Genomic DNA, 25,394 nt, shown 5'->3' on the forward strand with positions numbered 1-25,394 from the left:
ATGGTCGCATGCATTGCGCGCCATCATTTCTAGCCATTGCCAGATTCAAGGGTTGTTTATGCGGCATTCTGGGGTGTTATCTGTGGTGACTCGTATCATCGTTGTGGTTCTGAGCATTGGCGTCCTCTTGACCATCACGCTGAGTGTTGACGCTGAGCAAAACCAACAGTCCAAGCCACAAAGCCCTGTTTTAAAAGTGGCAAACTCGCATGCTTGGCGACCATTTTCCTATCTTGACCGCAATCAAGAGCCAAAAGGGATCCTAATTGATTTTTGGAAAGAATTTGGCAAACGTAACGGCTATCAAATTGAATTTGTGCTAACTGATTGGCAACAATCGATTGATGCTGTGCGAAGCGGTCAAGCCGATGTTCACGCAGGCTTACTTCGCTCACCAGAACGGTTAGCGTTTATGGATTTCGGCACCCCACTTTTTAGCATCGATACGCAAGTGTTCTTCAGCCAAGCTCTCACGGGCGTATCGGCAGATTATGTGTTAGCGGGCGACACCGACCACGCAGTCGGTGTTGTGCAAGGCGGGTACGAAGAAGAGTTTATGAGAACCGAATTTCCAGACGTAACGCTACAGCTCTTCCCGAATAACCAAGCCATGCTTGATGCAGCGTTATCTGCAGACATCCAAGCATTCGTCGCCGATCTGCAAGTCGCCAATTATCACCTTTATACCACCACTAACCAAAAATTGTTTATACCCGTCAGGCACCTCTATACAGAAATGTTATATGCCGGTTTTGCGAAAGGGAAGACGGCATTACTCAATCAAGTTGATAATAAATTTGCTTGGCTCGACGATGAAACCAAGCGGCGGCTATTAAATCGCTGGGTATATTACGATGTCGAGACCGTCTATCCCGCGTATTTGTTACCAACGCTAATCGCCTTGGGTGTGATAGTGGGCATCAGCTATATCTTTTTACTGAAAAGAACGGTTAAACAGAAGACGTATGCGCTGCAAGCAGCCAATGACTTACTGCAAGCGCAAGCGATTACTGACTCTCTCACTCATCTTCACAACCGACGTTACTTCTATCAGTGCCTATATAGCCAAATGCGCGAAGTCAAGGGGATAACCTTGATGGTGTTCGATATTGATGACTTCAAAGCCTTTAACGATGGGTTCGGCCACGCACATGGCGACGAAGTGCTTTGCTTTGTCGCTCAAACAGCGCGGAGTCTATTACCCAATGACGCCGTGGTGGCAAGGATCGGGGGAGAGGAGTTTGCCGTGCTGCAGTATTTTTCTACCGCTGAGCGTGCCGTGGCGCAAGGCAAACTGCTGTGCAACGAGATATCAAGACAAAGCCTTGCGCTATTTAATCATCCATCTATGCCCGTCACAGTGAGTTTGGGCGTGGCTTACTACCCAAATGGTATGCCTCACAGTGAAATTGTTGATGCCGATAAAGCTATGTATCAAGCTAAAAAGCAAGGTAAGAACTGCGCCGTTCTCAATGTGTTCGATTGATCTTTAATCGCGACTGCATAACCACTGCGCTAAACGCTGTACGTGCTTTGACGAGAGAAAAATAATGGTGAATGCGATCGGCCAAGCGACGATAAAAGCCTCAACCCAACGCCAAACAAACCCATCACTTAACCCAGTATTCACAGCCGTAATTACCGCTGTCATCAATGTCACCATTAACACTGACATTAAAAAAGGCGCAACAATAGGAAAAAATCGTTTAGGCAGCATAGCGACCTTTACATAAGAAAAAACTAATATTTAGACTTTAGCGATACAAAAGAAAAATAGCAAGTACTGTTAGTGGTCTCTTAGTACATTATTGAGGGAGAGTTTAAGGGAGGGTTGTCAGTCACTCTCCATAAAATTCAGTAGTAACGACTCACCATATTGAGGCCTTGCTCACGTTTTTTATTTGCGCTTAGAGGCCTAAAAGCGCCCATTGGACGCTTTTAACAGGTTATAAGGGTGTTCACTAGCCTATCAAGTTATAGAGCAACGCTGAAATCGCCAGCATACCTGTCACAAAGATAAAGTAAGTACCCGCTTTGCCGCGATACTGCGCCAGCGCTTTGACTTTGTAGGCCGCAACCGTTGGCATAATAAATAAGATCATCGCAATCACAGGCCCAGACAATGCGCCCATCATATCGAGGATACTGGGGTTAATCACCGCACACCACCAAATAGCAAAAAACATCACCACCACGCCGAGCTTATCGGCCTTTTTATAAGTGAGTTTGCTATGTTTGGTGACCAGGCCGTTCAGACTTTCGCGTGCACCGAGGAAATGCCCCAAGAACGATGATGTGATAGCAATAAAGGCGACCAAAGGCCCTAAGGTGCCAATAAATGGATTTTGGGTGACATTAGCAAGGTATGAGAGCACAGACACATTTTGCGCCTTCGCTTCCGCCATTTGTGCCGGGGTGAGCGTCAACACGCACGAGAAAACAAACAGGAGTACAAAGGTAACTAACATCACGCCCGCGCGTTTAAGAATTTGCTCTGACTTGCCTTGGGCATCATCACCATAGTGACGGCGCTGAATGTTGGCAAAGCTAGAAATCGCCGCCGCATGGCTGAACGAGAAAATCACCACTGGCACGGCGAGCCATAGATTCATGCCCAGTTCTCCCATCCCGGGCATAGCGAGGTTCGGTGCTTGCCATGATGGTATTAGGTAAAAAGACAAAAACGCCAAGATAGCAACCAGCGGATAAACCATCGCCGCAAATGCACGCAGCATCAGGCGCTCGCCCCCCATCATGATCGCAATCATACCTGCGACTAGCACACCAGACAGCATGACACGGTTTGGCGACGCCCACCCGAGTTGATTAACCAAAAAGCTATCAACTGTATTAGTCAGCCCAACGCCATATATCAACAAAATGGGGAAAATAGAAAGAAAATACAGCACGGAGATCAAACGGCCTGCATGGCTGCCGAAGTGTTCGGCAACCACATCGGTGAAATCGGCATCTTTGTGGCGAGACGACAACACAAAGCGCGCTAAGCCTCGGTGAGCCATAAACGTCATCGGAAACGCCAGTACGGCCATAATCATGAGTGGCCAAAAGCCCCCCATCCCGAGATTAATGGGAAGGAACAGGATCCCGGCCCCCACCGCTGTACCGAACAAGCTGAGTGCCCAATGGGTATCATGTTGGGTCCAGCGGTGCGATACACTTTTTGAGGAGATATCTATAGTCTGGTTCACGTCAAACTCTCTTAGTTATAATATTTTGTGCGGTTGCATAGTAGCGAGTTCAACTTAAAGTATCACATAAATGTAATAGATATATGTCCTAATTGTTTTGTTAAATACTTGTCATATAATCTAGGTTAAAATCTAAAAAGCAGTTTATAACTCTATTAAAACCCTAAACTTCCAACATAAACCTCCAAATTACCAAGCAAAGACAGATTGATTGAATTGTTTGCAAAATAATGCAACAACCACATTTTCGTTCGCAACATGTTGACAATGTGTAACAACTCATCTCTCAGTTTTTGATGATAAATTATTCACCTGTTACATTTCGATCGCGTGAGCAATTAGCGAGGACGATCACACGCTGCAAGTAGCAAGGCGTTTATCCTGTGCTGACCGACGTGTTCTCCAACTCCGCGATAGGCCAGCTTATGCGTGAACCCATTATTATCGACTGCGATCCCGGCCATGACGATGCCATTGCACTGGTGATGGCTTGTGCACTCCCCCAGCTTGATATCAAAGCAGTCACCACCAGTGCCGGAAATCAAACCCCAGATAAAACCCTTTACAACGCCAGACGCATTTTGACTTTGTTGCAACAAACACACATCCCTATCGCGGGTGGCGCACATAAACCACTCACCCGTGAGCTCATTATTGCTGATAATGTTCACGGTGAGTCGGGCTTGGATGGTCCTGCGCTGCCAGAGCCCACGATGGACGCCCATCCTGATAATGCCGTTAACCTAATGGCCAGTGTACTTCAAGACGCTGACCAGCCTATTACCTTGGTCGCGACTGGCCCTTTAACCAACGTGGCTTTACTCCTGGCCGCCTACCCGGATTTAACCAACCGGATTAAGCAGATTGTGCTGATGGGAGGCGGTGTGACCTTGGGCAATTGGACACCAGCAGCCGAGTTTAATATTTATGTCGACCCAGAAGCCGCTGATCGCGTGTTTCGCGCTGGGATCCCAATCACCATGTTTGGATTAGATGTTACCCACCAAGCGTTAGTCAAAGATGAAGATGTGGCTTCCATCCGTGGCATCGATAATCCCGTGGCACAGACAGTTGCGGGTTGGCTTGATTTCTTTATGCGCTATCACCGCGATCCCAAGTGGCGCCTAGACGGCTCACCGCTGCACGATCCCTGCACCATCGCGTGGCTGGTGATGCCTGAGCTCTTCGAGTGTGAATCACTATGGGTGGGTGTCGAGACACAAGGGACGTTAACCACTGGAATGACGGTCGTCGACCGCTATCACGTCACGGGCAATCTCGCCAATACCGAGGTGGCAATGGCCGTCGATCGAAAGGGCTTTATCAACTTGCTATACGATTGCTTGCGCCAATACCACTAAAAAGCGCGGCTTTGTGCCGCGCTTTATCGTCATCTTGGGTCATAAAACGGTTTCGGTCATAACGCGACCGCCTTAGCGACAGTGCATTAGTATCGCGCTGTCACACTGACACCGTTAAAAGCAGTGTAACCATTAAGCATCACGTGATAGCGACCGTTTTGTGTGCTTTGTACCGTACACACTTCACTATTGCCGTAGTTGTATGGACGGCAGTCCCAGCTATTTAAAGTTGGTTTCGCCCCATAGCGTACGTACAAATCTGCATCGCCTGAGCCCCCGCTGATATTGACCGTTAGACGTTGCCCCGCGTCAACATCAACGTAAAAGAATCGCTGCGTACCTTGTGCCCCAGAAATACCCGTGACTGGCTGGCCATTTTTGAGCTCATTTTTTGGCCCTGGCGTTGGGTCACAATCAGGCTCACAACTGCTATCCGCTTGGCTATAGAGCAGTTTGTTAACCGAACCACGAGGATCACTGATTTTATTTACGCTAGCACGGTTGCTAATTAAGCTCTCGACTTGTGCTGGCGATAGGCTATTGTTTTCTTGTAAATACAAGGCCGCAACACCGGCAACATGAGGTGTCGCCATTGACGTGCCACTGATGGTGCGATAACCACCGTCATACCAGGCAGATTTGATTTGCGAGCCTGGTGCAAATACATCAAGACAGCTGCCCCAGTTGGAGAAACTTGATCGGCTATCGCTGCTTGTTGTTGAGCCCACGGTGACGCCACTTGGCTCACGGGCCGGCGAGCTGTTACACGCATCGGCATTGGAATTGCCAGCCGCCAGCATAAAGCTCACACCCGATTGCACCGCACTGGCAACCGCACGATCCAGTGCTGTAGACACACCACCACCTAAGCTCATGTTTGCCACCGATGGTCCACTGGCATTGGCAGCCACCCAATCAACCCCGCCAATCACACCGGACGTTGAGCCCGAACCACTACAGCTCAGCACTCTCACCCCAACAATGTCGACATTTTTAGCGACGCCATATTGGCTACCACCGATAGTGCCGGCCACATGGGTGCCGTGACCGTTACAGTCTGACGCGTCATTATCGTTATCAACAAAGTCATAGCCAGAGCGAGCACGACCACCAAACTCTACGTGTGACGTTGTCACACCTGTATCAATGACGTACGCCGTCACACCTGTGCCATCAAAATTGGTACTGTAATTGTTATCCAAAGGCAGGTTACGTTGGTCAATGCGATCCAACCCCCAAACTGGATTACTCTGGTTGGCGTTTGGGGTGATTACCGGGTCCAAGGAAATCGTCTTATCTTGCTCGATAAAGTCCACTTGCTCGTCCATACGCAACGCGCGCAGTTGCTCTGGCGTCAATTTGGCTACAAAGCCACTCAGCGAGCGATCAAACACTTTCTCAACTTTAACCGCGTGTTGGTTAACCATGCTTGAAACGGTTTGCTGAGTGAAGGTTTGTAGCGCTTGTGGATCGTCGCTGAGCGTCATCGGTTGTTTGAATACCACAATGTATTGGTCTTCAATCCCCTGCTTGTCTGACGCGACAACGAGTGGCGCTAGCGTTTGCTGCTGAGAGATCGCTTGTTTACCCTCTTCCTGTTTTGCGAGCGCTGCAGACGATGCAGCGACTAATGCTGATGCAATACAGCAGCTAAGTACATGCTTTAACATATTGTATTCCTTACAATGGTTAAACGTATCAAAAATTAATTGCCTACAAATAACAACAAGCACGTTTATAAAGCTATGCATCAACAGCACTTTTTTCCGCAGAGAAAATCGCTTTATTTGTCCAACCTACCAGCATTATTTACTACTACATCAGCAGCATCACTTTTAACTTTTTGTTTACAAAGTGTTTATGTAGGCCATCCGTGAGCACTTAACACTTTTTTACTAAAAATGATTGATGAACAATTCTTTGATGCTGCTCACAGCTAAAATGAAAGTGAATTAACACATGCAGTTAGAGAGTGAGATTGATTGGCATAAAAAAGCCAGTGACAGAGCACTGGCCGGTAAGATACTCGGTGTTCAACCTATTAACTTGGCTGCTCATGCACCAACACGCCGCCTTCAAGCGCCCCAACTAATACATTCGGAACGTCGGCTTCATCAGAGGTAACAGCAATACGCGTGCCCGGCCCAATCGCTGAGATAGGGGCTGCCATCATCAAAGAGCCACGCTCCCCTTCATCAACAAGCTTCCACGATGGCGCGGCTGCCGCATGATCATTGGCATATAGCCGACACTTGTTTCTGTCAGGTTCAATTAAACAGTCCAGGCCATACTCAATGTCGTCATAAAAAAACGACCACTGATAATAACCCGCATTGACGCTGCAAGGGGTTTTGATAAAACTCAACGCCTCTGCGTTATCTTGGGTTAAGGTAATAAAGCGCTGTGCATCTGGCACCATCGCTAAATACCCCAGTGATTTGCCATTGGCATCGGTGACCGCGAGCTTTACCTCTTGCTCAACCATCGCGCGCTCATGATCGCCAATGTCTGGCAACATGGAATCGGGTTGTACTGAAAACGCCATTGTGTCGCTCCTTTGGTTGCTTCGCACCACTTTTAACAGTTATGTAACAACCAAAGATATAGATCAATTTTTCGGAAAAGTTTAGTGATTTAATTGGACAATATGTTGATGAACCGCTCGATACGATCATCATGCCCGTTGGTCGAACAACGACGCTGATTGTGGCTTCAAAACGATCGCTGCTAAGATCGTAGTGTATAGTGTCGCACCTATCGCAACCATGATTAACATCACCCAGTCTGCGGCACCATTAAGCATCGCAAGTGAGGAGCCCGTTAACGGTGGCGCTGATAGAGCACAGACAAGGCCGACTACAATACTGAACACAAAAGCGCGCTTGGCGCTGCGCAAAGAAAAGCGACGAAAAATCACTAACGACACTACAGGCAAACCCACTAAAAATAATAACCATCCCCAGTAAGGAGCGGCTGAGTACAGTAGTACGGTAAAAATTGCGTCAAGAGTCATGTCCGCCTCCATTAAATTTTTCCATCCAACATCGCTTGATAGGCTGGTAACAACATTTGTTCTTTCATTACCCAAGCCATCCACGTTTCTTCTGTTGGACTAATAAACGGGAAAGAAGGGAGTAATTTGCCACCGTAACCGAACTCAGCCAGAATCGCTTTGCCGAACCCAGTGATCAATGGGCAAGAGGTATATCCATTGAACTCAGCCTCTAAAGGCTTGTCGTTCAGATAACTTAAGAGGTTTGCCTCAACGATGGGAACTTGTTTTTTTACACTTGCAGCCGTTTTCGATAGCGGAATACCGGTCACATCACCAATGCCAAATACATTGGGGAAAGTGGGATGTTGTAGCGTATATTGGTCTGCCGCCATCCATTCGCCCTTATGAGGACCTTGATTCCAAACCAGATCACTATGCTTGATCACATCGGGCGCACTCATTGGAGGCACGACGTGGATATAATCATACGCTTCGACTAGTGTCTTTCCCGTTGCGGTGAGTGAGAAGCGTGCTTTTTTGTTGGTCGGATCGATGCCAATCAACGTTTTCTGATCAGCAATGTCTACCCCTTGGTCACCAAAGCGCGCCATGACAAAGTCGTTATAAACGGGAATCGAAAACAATCGATCTTTAAACGGCGTGGCGAAGCTCACATCAAATGCATGACGCCGGCCAGTTTGCTCAAGACGGGCGAGAGAGGTAAAGGTCATTTTAAGTGGCGCACCTGCGCACTTGATGGGAGTTTCAGCAAGCGTAAATATAGCTTTGCCCTCGCCTTTATTCATAAACTGTTTAAACGCCGTATCCGTTGCCAGTGCACCTTCTGGCCCCGGATAAACACTACCAATACCATGCTGACCGATAAGACGTTCATCCATTCCCTCAATGTGGGTGTAATTAAGTTGGGTGCCCATGGCAACAACGAGTACGTCATAGCTGAGCGTCGTTCCATTCTCAAGTACAACTTTTTGTTGTTCAGGTAAAAACGCACTGGCATTTTGTTCATGCCAGGTTATGCCGGGAGGCAGCCATTGCTCTGTAGTTGATAAGACTTGAGACGCTTTCCATAATCCAGATGCCACCAAAGTTTGTCCAGGCTGATACAGGTGACGCTGACGTGCACCCACTAATACTATCTGATCAGCGGAAAGGTGTTGCACAAGGCGATTAGCCAACGAGATACCGGCAGCGCCATTCCCGACAATAACGACCTTGGCGCGCGTCTGAGCGCGTGAGGGTAAGCTTGCCGGCATCAAGCTTATCGCGCCTGCGCCTGCCAGTAGTTTTAAAAATCGGCGTCGTTCTAGATTCGAATTTTGATACGACATGACCACCCTCACTAATTAAGATATCACTTAATTAGTAGTTTCGAATCAAAATAAGCGCAACATCATTAGATAGCTTTTGTGGCTTTATTCACAATTCAATCAAGAGTCATTACCACATTAACCACCAGCGCATTAAGCGTTTGTACCAGCGGTTGTACGGGGGTTTGACTAAAAAGCTGGTGTCCCATTTATCACGGGTGAGGACGGTTTTACGGTGGCTAAAAGTATAAAAGCCTTCAATGCCGTGGTAATGCCCCATGCCGGAGTCACCAATGCCGCCAAAAGGCGCATCTTCGGCAGCGACATGGAACAAGGTTTCATTAATCCCCATACCGCCAGCGTGAAGCTGCGTGGTGACCTGCGCGCGTATCTCAGCGTCATTGCTCATCAAATACAAAGCGAGCGGTCGCGGGCGCGCCTGAATATAACGCAATGCCTCAGAGATATCTTGATAGGTAACCACAGGCAGGAGCGGGCCAAAAATCTCTTCTTGCATCACCCGCATATCATCGGTGACTTGGGTCAGTAGCTGAGTTGGCCAGCGTCGTTTTTCCGCAGTTGGCACGGTTTGCTGGTCGAGCGCACACCAGCGACGCGCACCCTTATCGAGCGCATCTTGGAGCGTTTCTTCTAGCCGCATCGCTTGGGGTTGATTAACGATCTGGCTGTAATCTTGATTGGCCTCAAAGTGAGGATACATAGCACGAAATGCACGTTGATAGGCATGTATAAAGGCTTCTTGCCGATGTTCAGGGCAAAGCACATAGTCGGGGGCAACACATATCTGCCCAGCATTTAAGCACTTCCCGTAAATGAGCCGAGAGACAGCCACGTCCATATCAATTTGATCATCAATGATCACCGGCGATTTACCCCCCAGTTCGAGGGTCACCGGGGTCAAATTATCGGCCGCCGCCAGCATGACTTGACGTCCGACCTGGGTTGAGCCGGTGAAAAAGAGATGGTCGAACTCTAACTCGGTAAAGCGGCGCGACACTTCAACTTCACCTTCAACCACGGCCACTTCGTTTGGGCTAAACACCTCAGCGATTAACGCGCGTAATACCTGGTTGGTGTTGGGCGTGAACTCCGAAAGCTTAAGCATTACCCGATTGCCTGCTGCCAACGCGCAAATCAGGGGACTCACTGCCAGCATAATCGGAAAGTTCCAAGGCACAATGATCCCAACCACGCCTTTTGGCTGAGGGTGCACGGCCAATTTGGTGCCTAGCAGAGTAATACCAGGACGCCGTTTTTGCGGCTTCATCCATCGCTTTAATCGGCGACGGGTGTAATCAATTTGGTGCAGCAAAGGCAAGATGTCGGCAATTTCAGTATCAACGGGCGCACGGTAGCCGTAATCGTCGCTAAGGGCTTGTTGTAACGCAGACGATTTTTGCTTGATGGCCTGACGCAAGCGCAGAAGCGCGTCGCGACGATGGCTGTACTCTAAAAAAGGATACTGAGACACCTGTTCTTTTTGCGCGTCGAATGTCTCTCGCATCTCTTTAACCGTTTCCAACCACTGTGAGCCTGACTCTGTCATCCTTGCCTCCTCTGCCGATACAAGATCGCGATACACCACTTCTTCATTGATGACATAGTCTTACTAACAACGCAACTTGGTATGCTTTACATCGTTGTACTGGGAATAGCGACCAAGGCATGCGCTCCCCATCTCGACTTTGACATGTTAAAGCCTTGTATCTTCATGCTTATTATTCATCAGTTTTTAGCGCGATAGCCCACAGAAAAGCAGCTCGATTATCGAGTAAAGATTGTCGCTTTGTTGATCTCAGGCTTATACTGGATCAAACTCAGTTTAACGCCAGCTTGATTCGCTGATATCGAAAGGAAATGTGGTAGGCATGAACGACGAGCCAACAAAAAACGAAATACTGACGGAAAGTGGTACGAATGAGCTAGAAATCATTGAGTTTCACTTAATCAAGCAACTTCCTGACGGCAGTACCAAAACCTGCTATTACGGTATCAACGTTGCCAAGGTTCGCGAAGTTATCCAAGTTCCGGAAACCACTGACTATCCAAACGCCCAAGCGCACATGATTGGGGTGTTTTCGTCACGCGACAAGCTAACGCCACTGATTGATCTCGCAGGCTGGTTAGGCGTCCCGACGCGTCCAGAGAAAGACAATAAGTTTGTGATTGTCACCGACTTTAACAACATGACTAATGGGTTTTTGATTGACAGTATTAGTCGTATCCATCGTATTTCCTGGGAAGCGGTTGAGTCCCCGAGCCAATTTTTAGAAGCAGGCGAGCAAGATTGTGTGGTCGCCGTTGTCCGCAAAGACAACAACCTGATTATGATCCTGGATTTTGAGAAAATCATTGCCGATATTAACCCTGAGTTGAGTATGGAAAAATACGATGTCACTCAGGACAGAAACGTCAACATTTCCGAATCCAGCGCGAAAAAACGCGAAGCAAAAACGATTTTAGTGGTGGACGATTCCGCCTTCATCCGTAGCTTGATTGAGAACACGCTACGCTCAGCTGGCTTTAACATTATATCGGCCAAAGATGGTGGCGAGGCCTTTGACAAACTCACCGAATTCGAACGCATTTCCAAAGAAGAAGGTGTGTCGATCAATGAGTTTGTGGATGCGATTGTGTCAGACGTAGAGATGCCACGTATGGACGGTATGCACTTAGTCAAACGCCTCAGAGAGATGGATACCTATAAAACCATGCCTATTATCATGTTCTCGTCGATCATGAGCGAGGATAACCGCGCTAAGGCTCTGCAATTGGGCGCCAATGATACCATCACCAAACCCGAAATCGGTCGCATGGTTAGCCTAGCTGATACCTATGTATTCGGCGCACCACTTGATGATTAATCAACGATAAAGGCCAACATAGTGAACAAAACAAAGGCTGCACATTGGCAGCCTTTGTTCGTTTTAGCGTGACAACAAAGTTGTCAGTCAAGCCATTAACTGTTGGTTACCTGTGAGCGATGGCTTTCACGGTAACGGTGACTGGCAAAATACGTTTTCGCCGCTTGGTTTACCTTAGGCGCCAGCAACAGCGCTGAAACCATGGTGGGCACTGCCATCAGCCCATACGCCCCAATGAGGAATAAGAACACCACATCCAGCGATAATACCGCCCCCAGCACCACAAGCGATAAGTATAGGTACTTATAATACTGACCCGCCTGCTCGCCAAATAGATACACAAAGCATTTATAGCCGTAATACCAAAATGTAAATACCGTGGTGAAAGACAAAACTAACACCTGTGCCGCCAATAACCACGCTCCTGGCGCGCCAAAGGCCGCTTTGAATGCCGCCATGGTCAGACTAACACCTTGCATGCCCTCGGCTTGATCAAGCACACCGGTCACCAAGATCACTAGCGCAGTGCAACTACAGACAATTAAGGTATCAATGATAGGACCTAGGCTAGCGACCAATCCTTCTCGGACTGGCTCATTGGTTTTTGCCGCGCTGTGTGCCATGACCTCGGTGCCAATCCCGGCTTCATTAGAGAAAGCACCACGACTCACCCCCACAATAATCACACTGATCAGGCCACCGAACATCGCATCCGGTGAAAAAGCACTGGCGAAAATCGACTGAAACACGCCAGGCACGCGCTCGGCATTAAGTGCCAAGGCGGCGATCGCCATCACCATATAGCTGCCCGCCATCAAAGGCACTAGCGCACCAGCAACATCAGCCACACGCTGCAAACCACCCCAGATCACCATACCGACGAAGACCGCCAGTACAATGCCCAGTGCCCAAGAGAACGCACTACTCTCTAGCCAAGCGATCCCCGGAAATAGCTGAGTTTGCACCACGGCACCAAGCTGGTTAATTTGGAAAGACGGCACAAATCCCATCAAGCCTGCAATGGCAAACATCACCGCTAACCATTTAAATTTTGGCCCTAAACCGTGCCGAACCGTATACATGGGGCCACCGTGGACATTGCCGTTCGCATCTTTGTGACGATACATGACCCCCAATGTACAGGTATAAAACTTGGTTGAGACTCCTAATAATGCCGTTAACCACATCCAAAACACCGCACCGGGTCCACCTGCGCTGAGCGCCAGTGCCACGCCGGCAATATTACCAAGGCCCAAAGTGCCGGAGAGAGCGGCGGCGAGCGCCTTGCGATGAGATAAATCACCATGGCCACTGCCATCGTCCACCTTACCGGTTAACAGCTTGATACTGTGTGCCATATACCGAAACGGCGTGAGTTTGCCATAAAGGGTAAAGAAAACCCCGCCACCAACCAATAAGATCAGCATCGGCTTACCCCAGATAAACCCGACAAATGCGTTAATCCATTCTTCAATCATGTTTTGCATCCTTTCTTGATGCTTGGCTAATTACTTTGCTTACTAGACCACTGTCTAGCCGATGCACGCCAACTAACAAAATAATTAGACCATAAAGCAATAAAACCATTCTGGCGTGACTAAAAACTTATTCAAACTAAGTCCAAACACGCTTTCAGGCGATAGAAACTCCGTTCATACGTGATGTTGATCTCATAAAAACCAGACGTTATTGAATAACTAACAATACAATTTGATTTGAACACAAAGTAGAGTGCATCGCCTTCGTCGCTATCAGAGCGCTCGATATTTAACCTTACTTTTATCCGGTGTTTTGCGTCAGTAGCATTCGCTATACTCCGCGCTCACGTATACATACACCACCCATGCACTGGATTTACGCTCCAGCCAGCAAGAGGAAACAAGATGTCTAAATATGTCATTTGTGCCTTATATAAATTTGTCACACTCGACGACTACCAGTCTTTGCAAGCACCATTGCTTGAAGTAATGGAAGCCAACCAAATAGGCGGCACGCTCCTTCTCGCCCAGGAAGGCATAAATGGCACAGTAGCAGCGACAAGAGAAAATATGGATGCGCTGTTTGCGTGGTTTAGAAATGACCCACGCCTAGCGGATATTGACTATAAAGAGTCGTTCGAAGACAGCCAGCCATTTAGTCGCACCAAGGTAAAACTCAAAAAAGAAATTGTGACCATGGGGGTTGAAGGCATCGATCCGCGCCAAAGCGTGGGCACTTATGTCAAACCAACAGAGTGGAATCAATTAATCAGCGATCCAGATGTGTTAGTGATCGATACGCGTAATGATTACGAAATCGAGATTGGTACCTTTGAACGAGCCGTTAATCCGCATACAGATAGCTTCCGTGAATTCCCAGACTATGTTGAACAGCAGCTTGACCCTAGCACGCACAAAAAAGTCGCCATGTTTTGTACCGGCGGGATCCGCTGTGAAAAATCGACCGCTTTTTTGAAAGAGAAAGGCTTTGATGAGGTGTATCACCTAGAAGGCGGGATCCTTAAGTACCTCGAAGAAGTGCCTGAGAGTGAAAGCTTGTGGAACGGAGAGTGTTATGTCTTCGACAGCCGTGTTGCCGTTAATCACGATTTGGAGCGAGGGTCTTACGCAATGTGTAATGCCTGTCGCCTTCCCATCACGCAAGCGGACATGGAAAGCGAACACTATGAGCAAGGCGTCTCTTGCCCCAAATGCATCGACAAACACACCGACGCCCAAAAGGCAGCGTTTCGAGAGCGAGAGTACCAAGTCCGTCTCGCACGAGAACGTGGTGAACAGCACGTTGGCGGTGAGGCGAGAAAGATCATTGAACAACGTCGCGCAATGAAAAAATTCCGGCGCCAACGTCAAAATCAAGATAAATAATAATACAAAAACGGCACGCTAGACGTGCCGTTTTTTATGATATTGGGCAGGGCTAACGTATAGTAAAAGCTGGATTGTTTTACCGATGGCGTCTGTGCTGAATAAAAAGGAGTGAATAAGCGTGTTTATAGGTCCCTTTTATAGCTTGGTCGCCGCGTGTTTATTCACGATCAGCTGGTGGATACCTAACGTACTTCTTACCTTACTTTTCTCATGGTGTGCGGCAGCATTTTTCGCCGTTAGTATCGCTTATTGGCGCAATCAGCCTCGCCTTTTTCGCAAACGCCAATCCGGGCAGTTGCCTCGCATCAGCCAGTGGGTGTTTGCGCCATTTTTTACCTTTACCCACCTGTACAATCGTTGGGCAAGAAAACGCGATGTTGCACCGCCCGTCCAGCAAGTCGCCCCTGGGCTCTATGTCGGTGCCCGCCTGACCTACAAAGACATCCCCGATCTGCAAGCGCAAGGTATTGATGGAATATTAGATGTTACCGCTGAATTCGAGAGCGTCGACCGTTTCACACAATCACAGGCTGTCGCCTATCTCTCGGTGCCCGTATTGGATCATGCCTATCCCTCGCGTAGCCAACTGATGCGCGCGTTACAATGGCTACATCAACAGCGACAAGCGGGACACAAGGTGGTGGTGCATTGTGCACTAGGACGCGGGAGGTCCGTGATGGTTGTTGCCGCCTATCTTTGGGCACTTTCTCCCCACCATTCGCTCGAGGATGTGCTTGGTGACATCAAAATGGTACGCCCCAAAGCACACTTGAACCAACGCCAGCGCCGCGCTTTAGTGCGTTTTCAGCAAAGCGGTGCGTTGCGGTTGGCGCGTCCCATTGCCTGGATCATTGCTAACCCTGCTGCAGGTGGAAAGAAATGGCGTAAGCACCGCGACTATATTCAGGCCTATTTAGGTGACGGGTATCGGTTAGTCGTCCATCAGACACGCCATAATCGTCGTAGTTATCAACTCGCTTGCCGCGCTGTTTCACAACAGGCTGATGTGGTGATCGCCGCCGGTGGAGACGGCACTGTGAACGCCGTTGCGCGAGCACTGATTAACACCGCAATCCCTTTAGGCGTATTACCGCTTGGCACCGCAAACGCCTTATGCCATGCATTGTGGGGGATAAAGACCAAATTTTTAAATATTGATGCCGCTTGCGATGTAATTTTAGATGGGACGCCACGAACCATCGACACCGCACGCTGTAACGGCAAAGTGGCGTTGTTAGTCGTGGGCGTTGGCTTTGAACAACAAATGATTCGCCACGCCGCTCGGGAGCAGAAAAATCAATTAGGCCAGTGGGCGTATTTGCAGGGTCTACTCGGGGCTGCCAGTCAAAATCAAGCCATCGATCTCACCGTTCAATTCGATCACCAAGCGCCTCAGTTGATCCGCACAACCAGTATGGTGGTCGCCAATGCAGCACCAATGACAACCTTATTAGCCCAAGGGCAAGGCCAACCAAATTATGCCGACGGCAAACTCGATGTCACTTGGCTCACCGCGAGTTCTACCAAAACAGATACCGCGTTGTCTCTCATGGAATTAGCATTCGCGAGCCTGTTTGAAACACGATTAGGCCGCTTTACTCACTATCAACAAGTCACACGCGTCTCGATACGTGCTACATCAGTCATTGACTATGTCATTGACGGCGAGCTTTATCGCGACCGAAAACTGACGATTGACGCGCAGCCTCAATCACTCGCGATCCTGTCTCCGCCTCTTCCTGATGCCGCTCAATCAGACGATAATGCATGATATTGCTGGAGTTTGTTGTATAAGGTTTTAGGGCTGATCCCAAGCGCCTTAGCCGTACGCTGACGGTTTCCTTGACAGCGCGCGAGTGTTTGTAAAATCGCTGCTTTTTCGAGTTCATCAAGTCTGATTCCCTCTGGCAGCGAAAGCGCCTCAACCGCTGTTGACGGATCATCAGCCATCACGTTAGCGGGTAGGTCCGTGACTTCAATGCACCCATTACTCAATAGAAAGCCATGCTCAATAGCATGTTTGAGTTCACGTACATTCCCTGGCCAGTGGTAGTGCTGGACGTGCTCGAGCGCGTTATCGCTAATGCTCACGGTTGTCTGATGATTAAAATTCAATTCAGCGAGGAAATGCGTGGTCAGTGCATGAATGTCATCTCCTCGTGCCCTTAATGGCGGCACCGTCACCACAAAGTGTGCCAAGCGATAATAAATATCCTCACGAAGCTTGCCTTGCTGAATCGCCTCTTGCGCGTCGCGATTGGTGGCGGCCAAAAGACGCACATTCGCTTTTTGATTGCGTGTCGAACCAACTGGGCGGTATTCCCCTGACTCCAGCACCCTCAATAATTTCACTTGCAACGACTGGGGCATTTCCGTTATTTCATCGAGAAACACCGTTCCCCCTTCGGCTTGGTAAAAAATCCCTTGGTGATCCTGATGCGCGCCAGTGAACGCCCCTTTGACATGACCAAACAACTCACTTTCGATCAGTTCTGGGCTCAGCGCCCCACAGTTGACTGCCATAAAAGGGGCATCCCCCCCTTGGCTTCGCCTCTCCATCCCGCCTATACCAGTCGGTCGACCCAAGCCATGGAGTGTTTTTGCGACATGCTCCTTGCCCACCCCACTCTCACCGATGATAAACACATTCGCTTTCGTTGGACCTAGTCTTTGAAGCTGGCGGTACAGGGCCAGCATCGGGCTTGATGAGCCCAATAAATAACCGTATTGATCTGCCTGGCTAGTAATAACGGGGGTACCCTGTGATTGCCCACGATCCTCACCGCGCATCTGATCAATAACGAGATGCTGGAAGGCCTGCTTATCGATAGGACGACGAAATACCGTCGCAGCCATGTCTTGGGCGTGGTGATTCCAAGCAGGAAAGGGCGCGCCATCAGTCAATAACACCCATTGCGTGTGGGTGATACGCGTCATGATGGCGAGCAGCTCATCGATATCGCCATCCTTGGTGTCAACATCTAATACGACCCAGTCAGGGTCATCAACCTGACACGCTTCTAACAGTGCGGCTAACGTATCAAACCACACCACGTTCGTCGCTCGCGCGTTAAGCGCCACCTTTAGCATCTGACGCAAAGAGGCATCTGACGACTGAGGTAAATAAGCGAACAAGCAAGACATATACATCGCATTCCTTCCAAGCGTTTTCTTGTTCTAGACTGCCATATCCACCCCCAGTTATTAAGTAATAATTGCCAACACTTAGGAAAAAGTTACCTAAAAGGAAAAACCATCAAATCATCAACCACTAGATAAGCTGTTGATATTTAGATTTTTTAAGAATTGGCATAGATTTCGCTTTTGGGAGCTTAGCAGCGCCACAACGTTGCTCACACTCATTGAAAAAGGAGGATTTAATGAAGACGACTCCGCAAGGTCGATTTCATCCTTTATTTGTATCATTAGGGTTAGCGCTTGCGCTTGGCGCTTCTTCTGTCTCTGCGGCGAGCAGCGCCAATGACTGGCAAGATGAAGCCAAAGACGCTTGGATTGATGGCAAAGCCGAGTCCATGCTGATGGTGAACACTAACCTCAATAACTTTGATATCAACACAGATGTTGAGCAAGGCGTAGTCATTCTAACCGGGAAAGTCGATACCGAGCTTGATAAAAGCTTGGCCAGTGGCTTAGTTCGTCAGATTGATGGCGTGAGTGAGATAAAAAACGAGCTCACTGTGTCGCAACCTGCGAGCCAGTCAGCCGACCTAGGCCAAGCCGTCGTTGACACCAAAGTCAGCGCGGCGCTTAAAACAAGCTTGTTGCTGAATCCCGATATTAGTGGAACCAATATTGATGTATCCGTTAACGATGGCGTCGCAACCCTATCAGGCGAAGTGAAAAGTGATGCCGCGCGCGATCTTGCCGTATTAATGGCAGAGAACGCGCAGGACGTTGAACGAGTCATTGATGAACTCGACGTCGAAGGCAATGCCTAAATAATAAGGCGTTTCGCCACTGCGTTTCGCCACTGATTAATCGCCTGTACGTAGACTTAGGCCCTTTTAACAGGAGGTATTATGCAACGCCAAGAGATGATAGATAAGTTACATAATCGCTTGCAAGACTGGAATCAAGAAATTGATAAACTCGAAGAAAAAGCGAATGTTGCTTCGGCAAATGCAAAAGCAGAGTACCGAGAGTCAATTGAGCATTTGCGCGCAAGAAAAGAGCAAGCGAAAACACGCATTAATGAGCTGCAGCATGCCAGTGACGATGCTTGGGACGACATTAAACAAGGCGCCGAACAGGCACTGACGTCTCTCAAAGATGCCTACGACTCAGCTAAACAAAAATTCTAGCGAATACGATAGGATTGAGACAATTCGCTCCAAAATCTTTGCCGCTCTCATCGGAGCGGCTTTTTTTTGCCTCTATGTTAAGGTAATAGCTCTATTTTACTGAAAAGGAGGGATTATGCAGGCTCGTGCGCTTTTTGTTGCGATATTGAGTGTTTTTGGTGCCATGTGCGCCATTCAATTTGGCGCATCCTTTGCCAAGCAGCTTTTCCCTCTGGTGGGCCCTATTGGGACCACTGCCCTGCGTGTCGGCTTTTCTGCCCTCATTTTGTGGCTCGTCTTTCGCCCTTGGCGTCAGTGGCCACGCGCGCGACATTGGAGAGCGATAACGGTATATGGTGGCTGTCTTGGTGGCATGATGATGCTGCTTTATTTGTCTATCGAGACTATTCCGTTAGGGATTGCCGTCGCACTTGAGTTTACCGGTCCTTTATTGGTGGCTTTAATCTCTATTCGTCGCGCCAGAGACAGTCTTTGGATCGTGCTCGCCGTTGGCGGTGTTATTACCCTCCTACCCGATTTGTCAGGCGTGGATGCCTTGGATCCAAAAGGGGTGGCTTACGCATTAGCGGCGGGCGGCTGCTGGGCTGGCTATATTCTATTTGGACAAAAGGCTGGAAATTTAGCGCCAGGCGGCGGGACGGTTGCTCTGGGGATGAGCGTTGCTGCCCTTTATCTCGTACCAGCGGGCTATATTGCGACTGATGGTGCGATTTTTCAATGGCAATTGATACCCTTGGGGATCGCTGTCGCCCTTGTCTCCAGTGCTATTCCTTATTCTCTGGAGATGATAGCGTTACGCAACATGCCCAAACAAACCTTCAGTGTGATGATGAGTTTAGAGCCTGCTGTTGCCGCCATGGCTGGGCTACTCGTGCTCGATGAACAACTGGCCTTGCGTCAATGGCTCGCGATTGGCATGGTGATCAGCGCATCACTCGGCAGCACGTTATCGGCCAAAAGGCGTTAAAAAACAGTCGATCGAAAAGAGCGCCGACCATCGGCGCTCTTTTTTGTCATCCCATTGTGTTAGCGACACAGGCTCACTTTGCCGAGTGCTAGCTTGCCTCGCTTAATGGCAGTGCGTGTACTTTAACGCGCTGCTGCTCGATGTATTGGCTAATCGCATCAGCCTGTTCTTCAGTCAGATACAAACCTAATTTGGTGCGACGCCATAAGGCATCTTCCGCATGCTGAACAAACTCATATTGCACCAGATAGTTAATTTCCACCTGGTAAACCCCATCAGCAAACCGATGACCCATATCCGCTTCACTGTGACAACCTCTCATCAGTTGATGTGTGCGGGTACCGTAGGTATCGACAAATCGCTGCGCCGTACTATGGCTTAACCACGGATAACGTTGTTTAATCGACAGGGCGAGCTCATCCCGTGTGCAGCTGAAATCACCACCGGGAAGCGCACCGTTAGCCGTCCAAGGCTGACCCATCTTGTCAAAGAATGGCTCGAGTTTGCGCATCGCAGACTCCGCCAGTTTACGATAAGTCGTGAGCTTACCGCCAAAGATGGAAACCAACGGCGCTTGATTGCCTTGTTGCTCCAACTCTATGGTGTAGTCGCGTGTCATCGCCTGTGGCGAGTCCGATTCATCATCACACAATGGTCGCACGCCACTGTAGCTCCAAACGACATCCTGTGGCTGAATTTGGTGAGTAAAGTGCTGATTGACGACATCAACTAAGTAATCAATCTCAGCCTCGTCAATTTTTGCTTCTCGGGGATCGGCTTTATGCTCCACATCCGTGGTACCAATCAATGAGAACTTGTCGAGATATGGGATCACGAAGACGATACGGCCATCATTATTCTGCAGAATATACGCTTGTGGGTCTTGATGAATACGTGGCACAACAATATGAGAGCCTTTGATCATTTTGATCCCACGCGGCGATTTTTCGTGGAGACTGTCATCGTAGAATTGCTTCACCCAAGGGCCAGTCGCGTTCACCAATGCCTTGGCTTTGCGCTCAAAGCGCTCACCGGTATGTGCGTCCTCTAGCGTCACTCGCCAAATCGTGTTTTCACGCTCTGCCGCGACCACTTGGCAGTAATTGCGCACCTCTCCCCCTTTTTCACGCGTATATTGCGCATTGAGTAAGGTTAAGCGCGCATCATCCACCCAAGCATCTGAGTACTCAAACCCGACTTTCATGTCTTTGTTCATGTAGCCAGTTTTACGCAAATCAACCTTGTGGCTGCTCGGTAATGTTGAGCGCTTACCAAGGTGGTCATATAAAAATAATCCACAACGGATCATCCAGGCTGGGCGCAGATACGAGCGATGCGGCAAACGGAAACGCATCGGAAACGCAATATGGGGCGCCTTGTTGATCAGTACCTCACGTTCGGCCAGTGCTTCCGAGACCAAACGGAACTCATAATGCTCGAGATAGCGCAATCCACCATGAATAAGCTTCGAGCTCGCGGAAGAAGTGGCCGATGCGAAATCTTTGGCATCGTACAGACCCACATTGAGTCCACGACCCGCCGCATCAGCAGCGATACCGGCACCATTAATCCCGCCCCCAACCACGAGGATGTCGAAAAGTGCGTCTTGATGAGAATTATGCGTAGTCATTTTTAGCCGACCTTGTTCAAATGTGAGCGAACGAACATTAACTGATGGGTGTAACTGTATATCAACTTTCGTTTTCGGTCACTATATATGTTCGAAAAATTATTATTGACTGTGACAAGTGTAGAAGAAGTGTTAAGAAAAAGGCGTTCATGTGAACTAAAAACCCGTCTGGCGAGTAGTCCTATGCCTTTATAGGGGGAGAAAAAACGCAGTAAAAGAGAAGAACACGATCAATCGGCCGGCGACAGGGCAATATGAAAAAAGGCGCGAAAACGCGCCTTTCATTATAAAAGAGTGATATCAGGCTTACACATCTTCTTCTTCATTATGCAGCTCAGCCCACGCTTGTGCGCATTTTACTGCTCGCTTCCAACCACGATAGCGGCGATTGCGTTTTTCTTCGTCTCGATGCGGTTCAAAGCTTCGGTCCAGTTTGGCTTTATCTTTTAGCTCATCCAGGCCATCCCAGAAACCGACCGCCATACCCGCAAGGTACGCCGCGCCTAACGCGGTGACTTCTGTCACTTCCGGACGATGCACGTCGGTGTCGAGCACATCGGCTTGGAACTGCATCAAGAAGTTATTGGCAACGGCGCCGCCATCAACACGTAACGCTTCAAGCTTAATACCTGAATCCGCCTGCATGGCATCCAATACATCACGCGTTTGATAGGCAATGCTTTCTAGGGTTGCGCGAATGATATGGTTAGAGTTCACACCACGGGTCAGCCCCACAATGGTACCGCGAGCGTAGGCATCCCAATAGGGTGCCCCTAAACCGGTAAATGCCGGGACAACATACACGCCATTCGATGTATCAACTTTAGTGGCAAAATATTCAGAGTCATGGGCGTCTTCCAACACTTTTAGCTCGTCACGGAGCCATTGAATCGAGGCACCCCCCATAAAGACTGCGCCCTCAAGTGCATAGGATGGTTCGCCCTGCGGGCCACAACCAATGGTAGTCAACAAGCCATGGCTCGATGTCACCTTCTCTTGCCCGGTGTTCATCAGCAAAAAGCAGCCCGTTCCATAGGTGTTTTTTGCTTGGCCGGCTTCAACACACATTTGTCCGAATAGGGCTGCTTGTTGGTCACCCGCAATCCCCGCGATAGGAATACGCGTACCGCCTTTACCACCGATGTTCGTTTGTCCATAGACTTCGGAAGAGCGGCGCACTTCAGGGAGCATTGAAGCAGGGATCCCAAGCTCATCGAGCATTTTTTGATCCCAGCACATATCATTGATATTGAACAGCATGGTGCGCGATGCGTTAGTATAATCAGTCACATGCACACGCCCTTGAGTCATCTTCCATACCAACCAGGTATCCACAGTACCGAATAGCAGTTTACCGGCTTCTGCGTCTTCGCGCGCACCTTCTACATTGTCCAAGATCCATTTCACCTTGGTGCCAGAGAAGTAAGGGTCAAGGACTAACCCAGTATTATCACGCACATAAGACGCCAATCCACGCTCGCGCAAGTCATGACAGATGTCAGCAGTACGGCGGCATTGCCACACGATGGCATTGTAAACCGGTTTACCGGTTTCTTTGTTCCACACAACCGTGGTTTCACGTTGGTTAGTAATCCCGATCCCAGCAATCTCATCGCTACGAATGCCGGTTTTGCCCAGCACTTCCACCAGCGTTGAGCTTTGGGTGGCATAAATTTCCATTGGATCGTGCTCAACCCAACCTGCTTGCGGATAAATTTGCGTAAATTCGCGCTGAGATACACCGACGATATTGGCATCGTGATCCATAACCACTGCACGTGAGCTGGTGGTGCCTTGGTCGAGAGCAACAATATACTTGTTCGCTGACATAATAGGGTTTCCTTCTATCTCTCTTATTTTAGTCTGTATCGCGACATTTCGCGCCATGTGTTATTGCACATTGCTCAATGTCGCGCATTGCTTTATTTCATGCTGAGCGCCATTGGACACAGTGCTAGGTTAGGCGTTGACTTCTCGCGTCTCCGTTTCAGCCAGCTCATCGTCGTCACATTGGTTAGGGATCGTACAGCCATGTCCTGCTTGGGGGAGATATGGGGCAATCGCTTTCGGATACAGCCAACCGCCAAAGCAGGCACCCAAAATAGGGGCAACAATAGGGACAATGAAGTACGGGATATCACGCGCGCCCGTCAGGGCATAGTCCCATCCAGCGAGGTAAGCAAACAGCTTCGGACCAAAGTCACGCGCTGGATTCATCGCAAACCCGGTCAATGGACCCAAAGAGCCACCAATGACGGCAATAAGAATACCAATTAGCAGCGGATTCATTGGACCACGAGCCGCACCATTGTTTTCATCACCCAGTGCGAGAATACCGAACATCAGTACCGCAGTGATCACAAACTCTACCGCCATGGCGCCCGTAAACGACAAGGCAGGATGCGCATAGGTCGAGAAGATCCCCGCCGTCGACAAGGCCTCAGGGCTACTGCGCAGCATGTTGTTTGCCAGCTCAAACTCGACAAAAAGGTTACTATAAAGGCTATAGACGAGCGCAGCCGAGGCAAACGCGCCAAGCATTTGTGAAATGATGTATGGAACAACTTTACTCTTATCAAAGCCGTGGAACGCGGCGAGTGCAATGGTGACCGCGGGGTTAATGTGCGCGCCGGACACCCCTGCGGTACAGTAAATGGCGATGGCGACACCAAAGCCCCATACAATACTGATTTCCCACTGACCAAAGTCAGCGCCGGTGAGCACTAAAGCGGCCACGCAGCCCACACCAAAAAAAATGAGTAAGCCCGTGCCGATAAACTCGGACACGCACTCTCCTAATAGAGTCGACGATGCCTTTTTCATATGATTATCCTTGTCACTGTTAGTAGGGTTACACGTTCAAAACCACACTATCATTTTGCATAATCACAGCATCTCGAAAACAAACTCACAACAAAAATGAGCGTTCGAGCATAATTTTATGTCTCAATACTGACATTTTTGTTAACCACATCATCATTTGAGCAAGTTCGCGCACAAAGTGAGCAAGTGGAGCTTGGGCAGCTTGGAAGGCAGGCGGGGCGTCGCTCGCCCCGCCTGTTGCGGTATTAGCCGGCTGGAGAGAATGTTTGCTATTTGTTAATTTATGGTTGCTTAGCGATACCGATGGTATCTAGATCAATCCCCTGCTCTTTCGCAAGCGATTCGAGTACGGGAAGTAAAGGACCCAATTGCTCATTGAGCGTCTCGCGCACCGTGTCGACCATGACTTGCGTCTGGCGCTCGATTTCGATATTCACTTGATCCCCTTCTGCCTTTCGCTCGAACGTTGTCATTCGACGTGTTTCAGGAATAAGCCAAACATCAAACCAGCCTTGGTCTTTGTTCACCTCTGCGATGGTCAAACTCGCACCATTGATGGCAATATAGCCTTTGGAAAAAACATAGCGCATCCATTCAGGCTGTACCGAAAAGCGCAAACGATAATTTTCTTCTTGTACCAGCACATCGGATAAGGTCGCACGGCAATCGACGTGTCCCGATAACGGATGTCCGCCAATTTCAGCGCCATCTTTCGCGGCACGTTCAGCATTCACCGTATCCCCAGCTTTGATGCTGTTTAGCGTCGTAATCGCGAGACTTTGTACCATCACATCGAAGCGAACCAGCGTCTGCTCAAGCTGCGTAGTCACTGTCAAGCACACACCATCGATAGCAACGCTGGCTCCCACCGCTAACCCCTCACAAAAACCATCCGGGAAACGAATATCGAATGTTCGAATACCTTGATGATCGCGGCAAACTTCAATATGTGCCACCGCTTGAATAATTCCGGTAAACATGTGCATATCCTATTGAGCATTTCCCAG

At 49.0% G+C, this 25,394-nt stretch carries 21 protein-coding genes; 8 read left to right on the plus strand and 13 right to left on the minus strand.

Going from position 1 to position 25,394, the window contains the following annotated elements:
- Positions 1–58 precede the first annotated feature (58 nt).
- Positions 59–1,486 (plus strand): transporter substrate-binding domain-containing protein, encoded by a 1,428-nt coding sequence (locus EHW58_RS01665; protein ID WP_152794265.1) that lies wholly within the window; start codon positions 59–61, stop codon positions 1,484–1,486.
- A 3-nt stretch (positions 1,487–1,489) separates the two neighbouring features.
- Here EHW58_RS01665 and EHW58_RS01670 read toward each other — a convergent pair whose 3' ends face one another.
- Both EHW58_RS01670 and EHW58_RS01675 read right to left on the minus strand, forming a co-directional pair.
- A complete protein-coding gene (locus tag EHW58_RS01670; RefSeq protein ID WP_069360975.1) occupies positions 1,490–1,717 on the minus strand; it encodes a DUF2798 domain-containing protein in 228 nt (75 codons plus the stop codon).
- Positions 1,718–1,961: 244 nt separating this feature from the next.
- The gene (locus tag EHW58_RS01675) at positions 1,962–3,209 is read right to left on the minus strand and encodes an aromatic amino acid transport family protein (RefSeq protein WP_172969908.1); all 1,248 of its coding nucleotides are present in this window, start codon (positions 3,207–3,209) and stop codon (positions 1,962–1,964) included.
- A gap of 425 nt (positions 3,210–3,634) precedes the next feature.
- On the opposite strand from EHW58_RS01675, the gene rihA reads away from it, so the two are divergent.
- On the plus strand, positions 3,635–4,570 hold the full coding sequence (gene rihA / locus EHW58_RS01680; protein ID WP_046076034.1) for a pyrimidine-specific ribonucleoside hydrolase RihA: 936 nt from the start codon (positions 3,635–3,637) through the stop codon (positions 4,568–4,570).
- A gap of 86 nt (positions 4,571–4,656) precedes the next feature.
- On the opposite strand, the gene EHW58_RS01685 is transcribed toward rihA, so the two are convergent.
- From EHW58_RS01685 to EHW58_RS01705, 5 genes are all read right to left on the minus strand, one after another.
- Entirely contained in the window at positions 4,657–6,240 is a 1,584-nt protein-coding gene (locus EHW58_RS01685) for a S8 family peptidase (RefSeq protein WP_152794267.1), read from the minus strand.
- 371 nt (positions 6,241–6,611) lie between these two features.
- The gene (locus EHW58_RS01690) at positions 6,612–7,115 is read right to left on the minus strand and encodes a hypothetical protein (protein WP_077638362.1); all 504 of its coding nucleotides are present in this window, start codon (positions 7,113–7,115) and stop codon (positions 6,612–6,614) included.
- Between the two features lie 129 nt (positions 7,116–7,244).
- The gene (locus EHW58_RS01695; RefSeq protein WP_152794269.1) at positions 7,245–7,583 is read right to left on the minus strand and encodes a hypothetical protein; all 339 of its coding nucleotides are present in this window, start codon (positions 7,581–7,583) and stop codon (positions 7,245–7,247) included.
- An 11-nt stretch (positions 7,584–7,594) separates the two neighbouring features.
- Positions 7,595–8,914 carry an NAD(P)/FAD-dependent oxidoreductase gene (locus EHW58_RS01700; RefSeq protein ID WP_152794271.1) on the minus strand — a complete coding sequence of 440 codons (1,320 nt, stop codon included), beginning with the start codon at positions 8,912–8,914 and terminating at the stop codon, positions 7,595–7,597.
- 109 nt (positions 8,915–9,023) lie between these two features.
- Complete coding sequence (locus EHW58_RS01705) at positions 9,024–10,460, minus strand: coniferyl aldehyde dehydrogenase (protein WP_152794273.1); 1,437 nt, start codon at positions 10,458–10,460, stop codon at positions 9,024–9,026.
- A 322-nt stretch (positions 10,461–10,782) separates the two neighbouring features.
- Between EHW58_RS01705 and EHW58_RS01710 the strand changes: the two genes are divergently transcribed.
- The gene (locus tag EHW58_RS01710) at positions 10,783–11,778 is read left to right on the plus strand and encodes a chemotaxis protein CheV (protein WP_152794277.1); all 996 of its coding nucleotides are present in this window, start codon (positions 10,783–10,785) and stop codon (positions 11,776–11,778) included.
- 95 nt (positions 11,779–11,873) lie between these two features.
- Here EHW58_RS01710 and EHW58_RS01715 read toward each other — a convergent pair whose 3' ends face one another.
- The gene (locus tag EHW58_RS01715; protein WP_216644444.1) at positions 11,874–13,256 is read right to left on the minus strand and encodes a sodium:alanine symporter family protein; all 1,383 of its coding nucleotides are present in this window, start codon (positions 13,254–13,256) and stop codon (positions 11,874–11,876) included.
- Between the two features lie 405 nt (positions 13,257–13,661).
- Between EHW58_RS01715 and EHW58_RS01720 the strand changes: the two genes are divergently transcribed.
- Together EHW58_RS01720 and EHW58_RS01725 are read left to right on the plus strand one after the other, a co-directional pair.
- Positions 13,662–14,642: a rhodanese-related sulfurtransferase gene (locus tag EHW58_RS01720; protein ID WP_077666079.1), complete on the plus strand. Its 981-nt coding sequence runs from the start codon at positions 13,662–13,664 to the stop codon at positions 14,640–14,642.
- A gap of 121 nt (positions 14,643–14,763) precedes the next feature.
- A complete protein-coding gene (locus EHW58_RS01725) occupies positions 14,764–16,416 on the plus strand; it encodes a diacylglycerol kinase family protein (RefSeq protein ID WP_046075681.1) in 1,653 nt (550 codons plus the stop codon).
- Here EHW58_RS01725 and EHW58_RS01730 read toward each other — a convergent pair.
- Complete coding sequence (locus EHW58_RS01730; protein WP_227986263.1) at positions 16,395–17,789, minus strand: sigma-54 dependent transcriptional regulator; 1,395 nt, start codon at positions 17,787–17,789, stop codon at positions 16,395–16,397. The two genes, EHW58_RS01725 and EHW58_RS01730, sit on opposite strands and share 22 nt — an antisense overlap.
- A gap of 236 nt (positions 17,790–18,025) precedes the next feature.
- On the opposite strand from EHW58_RS01730, the gene EHW58_RS01735 reads away from it, so the two are divergent.
- The 3 genes from EHW58_RS01735 (at position 18,026) to EHW58_RS01745 (ending at position 19,934) form a co-directional block, all read left to right on the plus strand.
- Entirely contained in the window at positions 18,026–18,604 is a 579-nt protein-coding gene (locus tag EHW58_RS01735) for a BON domain-containing protein (RefSeq protein ID WP_046075680.1), read from the plus strand.
- Between the two features lie 81 nt (positions 18,605–18,685).
- The gene (locus EHW58_RS01740) at positions 18,686–18,967 is read left to right on the plus strand and encodes a hypothetical protein (protein ID WP_046075679.1); all 282 of its coding nucleotides are present in this window, start codon (positions 18,686–18,688) and stop codon (positions 18,965–18,967) included.
- 115 nt (positions 18,968–19,082) lie between these two features.
- On the plus strand, positions 19,083–19,934 hold the full coding sequence (locus EHW58_RS01745; protein ID WP_046075678.1) for a DMT family transporter: 852 nt from the start codon (positions 19,083–19,085) through the stop codon (positions 19,932–19,934).
- 88 nt (positions 19,935–20,022) lie between these two features.
- Here EHW58_RS01745 and glpD read toward each other — a convergent pair whose 3' ends face one another.
- The 4 genes from glpD to EHW58_RS01765 all read right to left on the minus strand — a co-directional run bounded on the left by glpD (position 20,023) and on the right by EHW58_RS01765 (position 25,367).
- A complete protein-coding gene (glpD, locus tag EHW58_RS01750; RefSeq protein ID WP_152794281.1) occupies positions 20,023–21,564 on the minus strand; it encodes a glycerol-3-phosphate dehydrogenase in 1,542 nt (513 codons plus the stop codon).
- A 306-nt stretch (positions 21,565–21,870) separates the two neighbouring features.
- Positions 21,871–23,394 carry a glycerol kinase GlpK gene (gene glpK / locus EHW58_RS01755; protein ID WP_152794283.1) on the minus strand — a complete coding sequence of 508 codons (1,524 nt, stop codon included), beginning with the start codon at positions 23,392–23,394 and terminating at the stop codon, positions 21,871–21,873.
- Between the two features lie 129 nt (positions 23,395–23,523).
- Complete coding sequence (locus tag EHW58_RS01760; protein WP_046075675.1) at positions 23,524–24,387, minus strand: MIP/aquaporin family protein; 864 nt, start codon at positions 24,385–24,387, stop codon at positions 23,524–23,526.
- A gap of 281 nt (positions 24,388–24,668) precedes the next feature.
- Entirely contained in the window at positions 24,669–25,367 is a 699-nt protein-coding gene (locus tag EHW58_RS01765) for a riboflavin synthase subunit alpha (RefSeq protein ID WP_152794285.1), read from the minus strand.
- Between the last annotated feature and the right edge of the window lie 27 nt (positions 25,368–25,394).

Source organism: Salinivibrio sp. VYel1 (assembly GCF_009377945.1).
Lineage (GTDB): Bacteria > Pseudomonadota > Gammaproteobacteria > Enterobacterales > Vibrionaceae > Salinivibrio > Salinivibrio siamensis.

Excerpts from the sequence above, each read along its gene's own strand:
- EHW58_RS01705 (WP_152794273.1), bottom strand. The coding sequence starts at position 10,460 with ATGACAGAGTCAGGCTCACAGTGGTTGGAAACGGTTAAAGAGATGCGA.
- glpD (WP_152794281.1), bottom strand. The coding sequence starts at position 21,564 with ATGACTACGCATAATTCTCATCAAGACGCACTTTTCGACATCCTCGTG.
- EHW58_RS01700 (WP_152794271.1), bottom strand. The coding sequence starts at position 8,914 with ATGTCGTATCAAAATTCGAATCTAGAACGACGCCGATTTTTAAAACTA.
- EHW58_RS01695 (WP_152794269.1), bottom strand. The coding sequence starts at position 7,583 with ATGACTCTTGACGCAATTTTTACCGTACTACTGTACTCAGCCGCTCCT.
- EHW58_RS01685 (WP_152794267.1), bottom strand. The coding sequence starts at position 6,240 with ATGTTAAAGCATGTACTTAGCTGCTGTATTGCATCAGCATTAGTCGCT.
- EHW58_RS01715 (WP_216644444.1), bottom strand. The coding sequence starts at position 13,256 with ATGATTGAAGAATGGATTAACGCATTTGTCGGGTTTATCTGGGGTAAG.
- EHW58_RS01740 (WP_046075679.1), top strand. The coding sequence starts at position 18,686 with ATGCAACGCCAAGAGATGATAGATAAGTTACATAATCGCTTGCAAGAC.
- glpK (WP_152794283.1), bottom strand. The coding sequence starts at position 23,394 with ATGTCAGCGAACAAGTATATTGTTGCTCTCGACCAAGGCACCACCAGC.
- EHW58_RS01710 (WP_152794277.1), top strand. The coding sequence starts at position 10,783 with ATGAACGACGAGCCAACAAAAAACGAAATACTGACGGAAAGTGGTACG.
- EHW58_RS01760 (WP_046075675.1), bottom strand. The coding sequence starts at position 24,387 with ATGAAAAAGGCATCGTCGACTCTATTAGGAGAGTGCGTGTCCGAGTTT.
- EHW58_RS01765 (WP_152794285.1), bottom strand. The coding sequence starts at position 25,367 with ATGTTTACCGGAATTATTCAAGCGGTGGCACATATTGAAGTTTGCCGC.
- EHW58_RS01745 (WP_046075678.1), top strand. The coding sequence starts at position 19,083 with ATGCAGGCTCGTGCGCTTTTTGTTGCGATATTGAGTGTTTTTGGTGCC.
- rihA (WP_046076034.1), top strand. The coding sequence starts at position 3,635 with ATGCGTGAACCCATTATTATCGACTGCGATCCCGGCCATGACGATGCC.
- EHW58_RS01690 (WP_077638362.1), bottom strand. The coding sequence starts at position 7,115 with ATGGCGTTTTCAGTACAACCCGATTCCATGTTGCCAGACATTGGCGAT.
- EHW58_RS01720 (WP_077666079.1), top strand. The coding sequence starts at position 13,662 with ATGTCTAAATATGTCATTTGTGCCTTATATAAATTTGTCACACTCGAC.
- EHW58_RS01730 (WP_227986263.1), bottom strand. The coding sequence starts at position 17,789 with ATGTCTTGCTTGTTCGCTTATTTACCTCAGTCGTCAGATGCCTCTTTG.
- EHW58_RS01665 (WP_152794265.1), top strand. The coding sequence starts at position 59 with ATGCGGCATTCTGGGGTGTTATCTGTGGTGACTCGTATCATCGTTGTG.
- EHW58_RS01670 (WP_069360975.1), bottom strand. The coding sequence starts at position 1,717 with ATGCTGCCTAAACGATTTTTTCCTATTGTTGCGCCTTTTTTAATGTCA.
- EHW58_RS01735 (WP_046075680.1), top strand. The coding sequence starts at position 18,026 with ATGAAGACGACTCCGCAAGGTCGATTTCATCCTTTATTTGTATCATTA.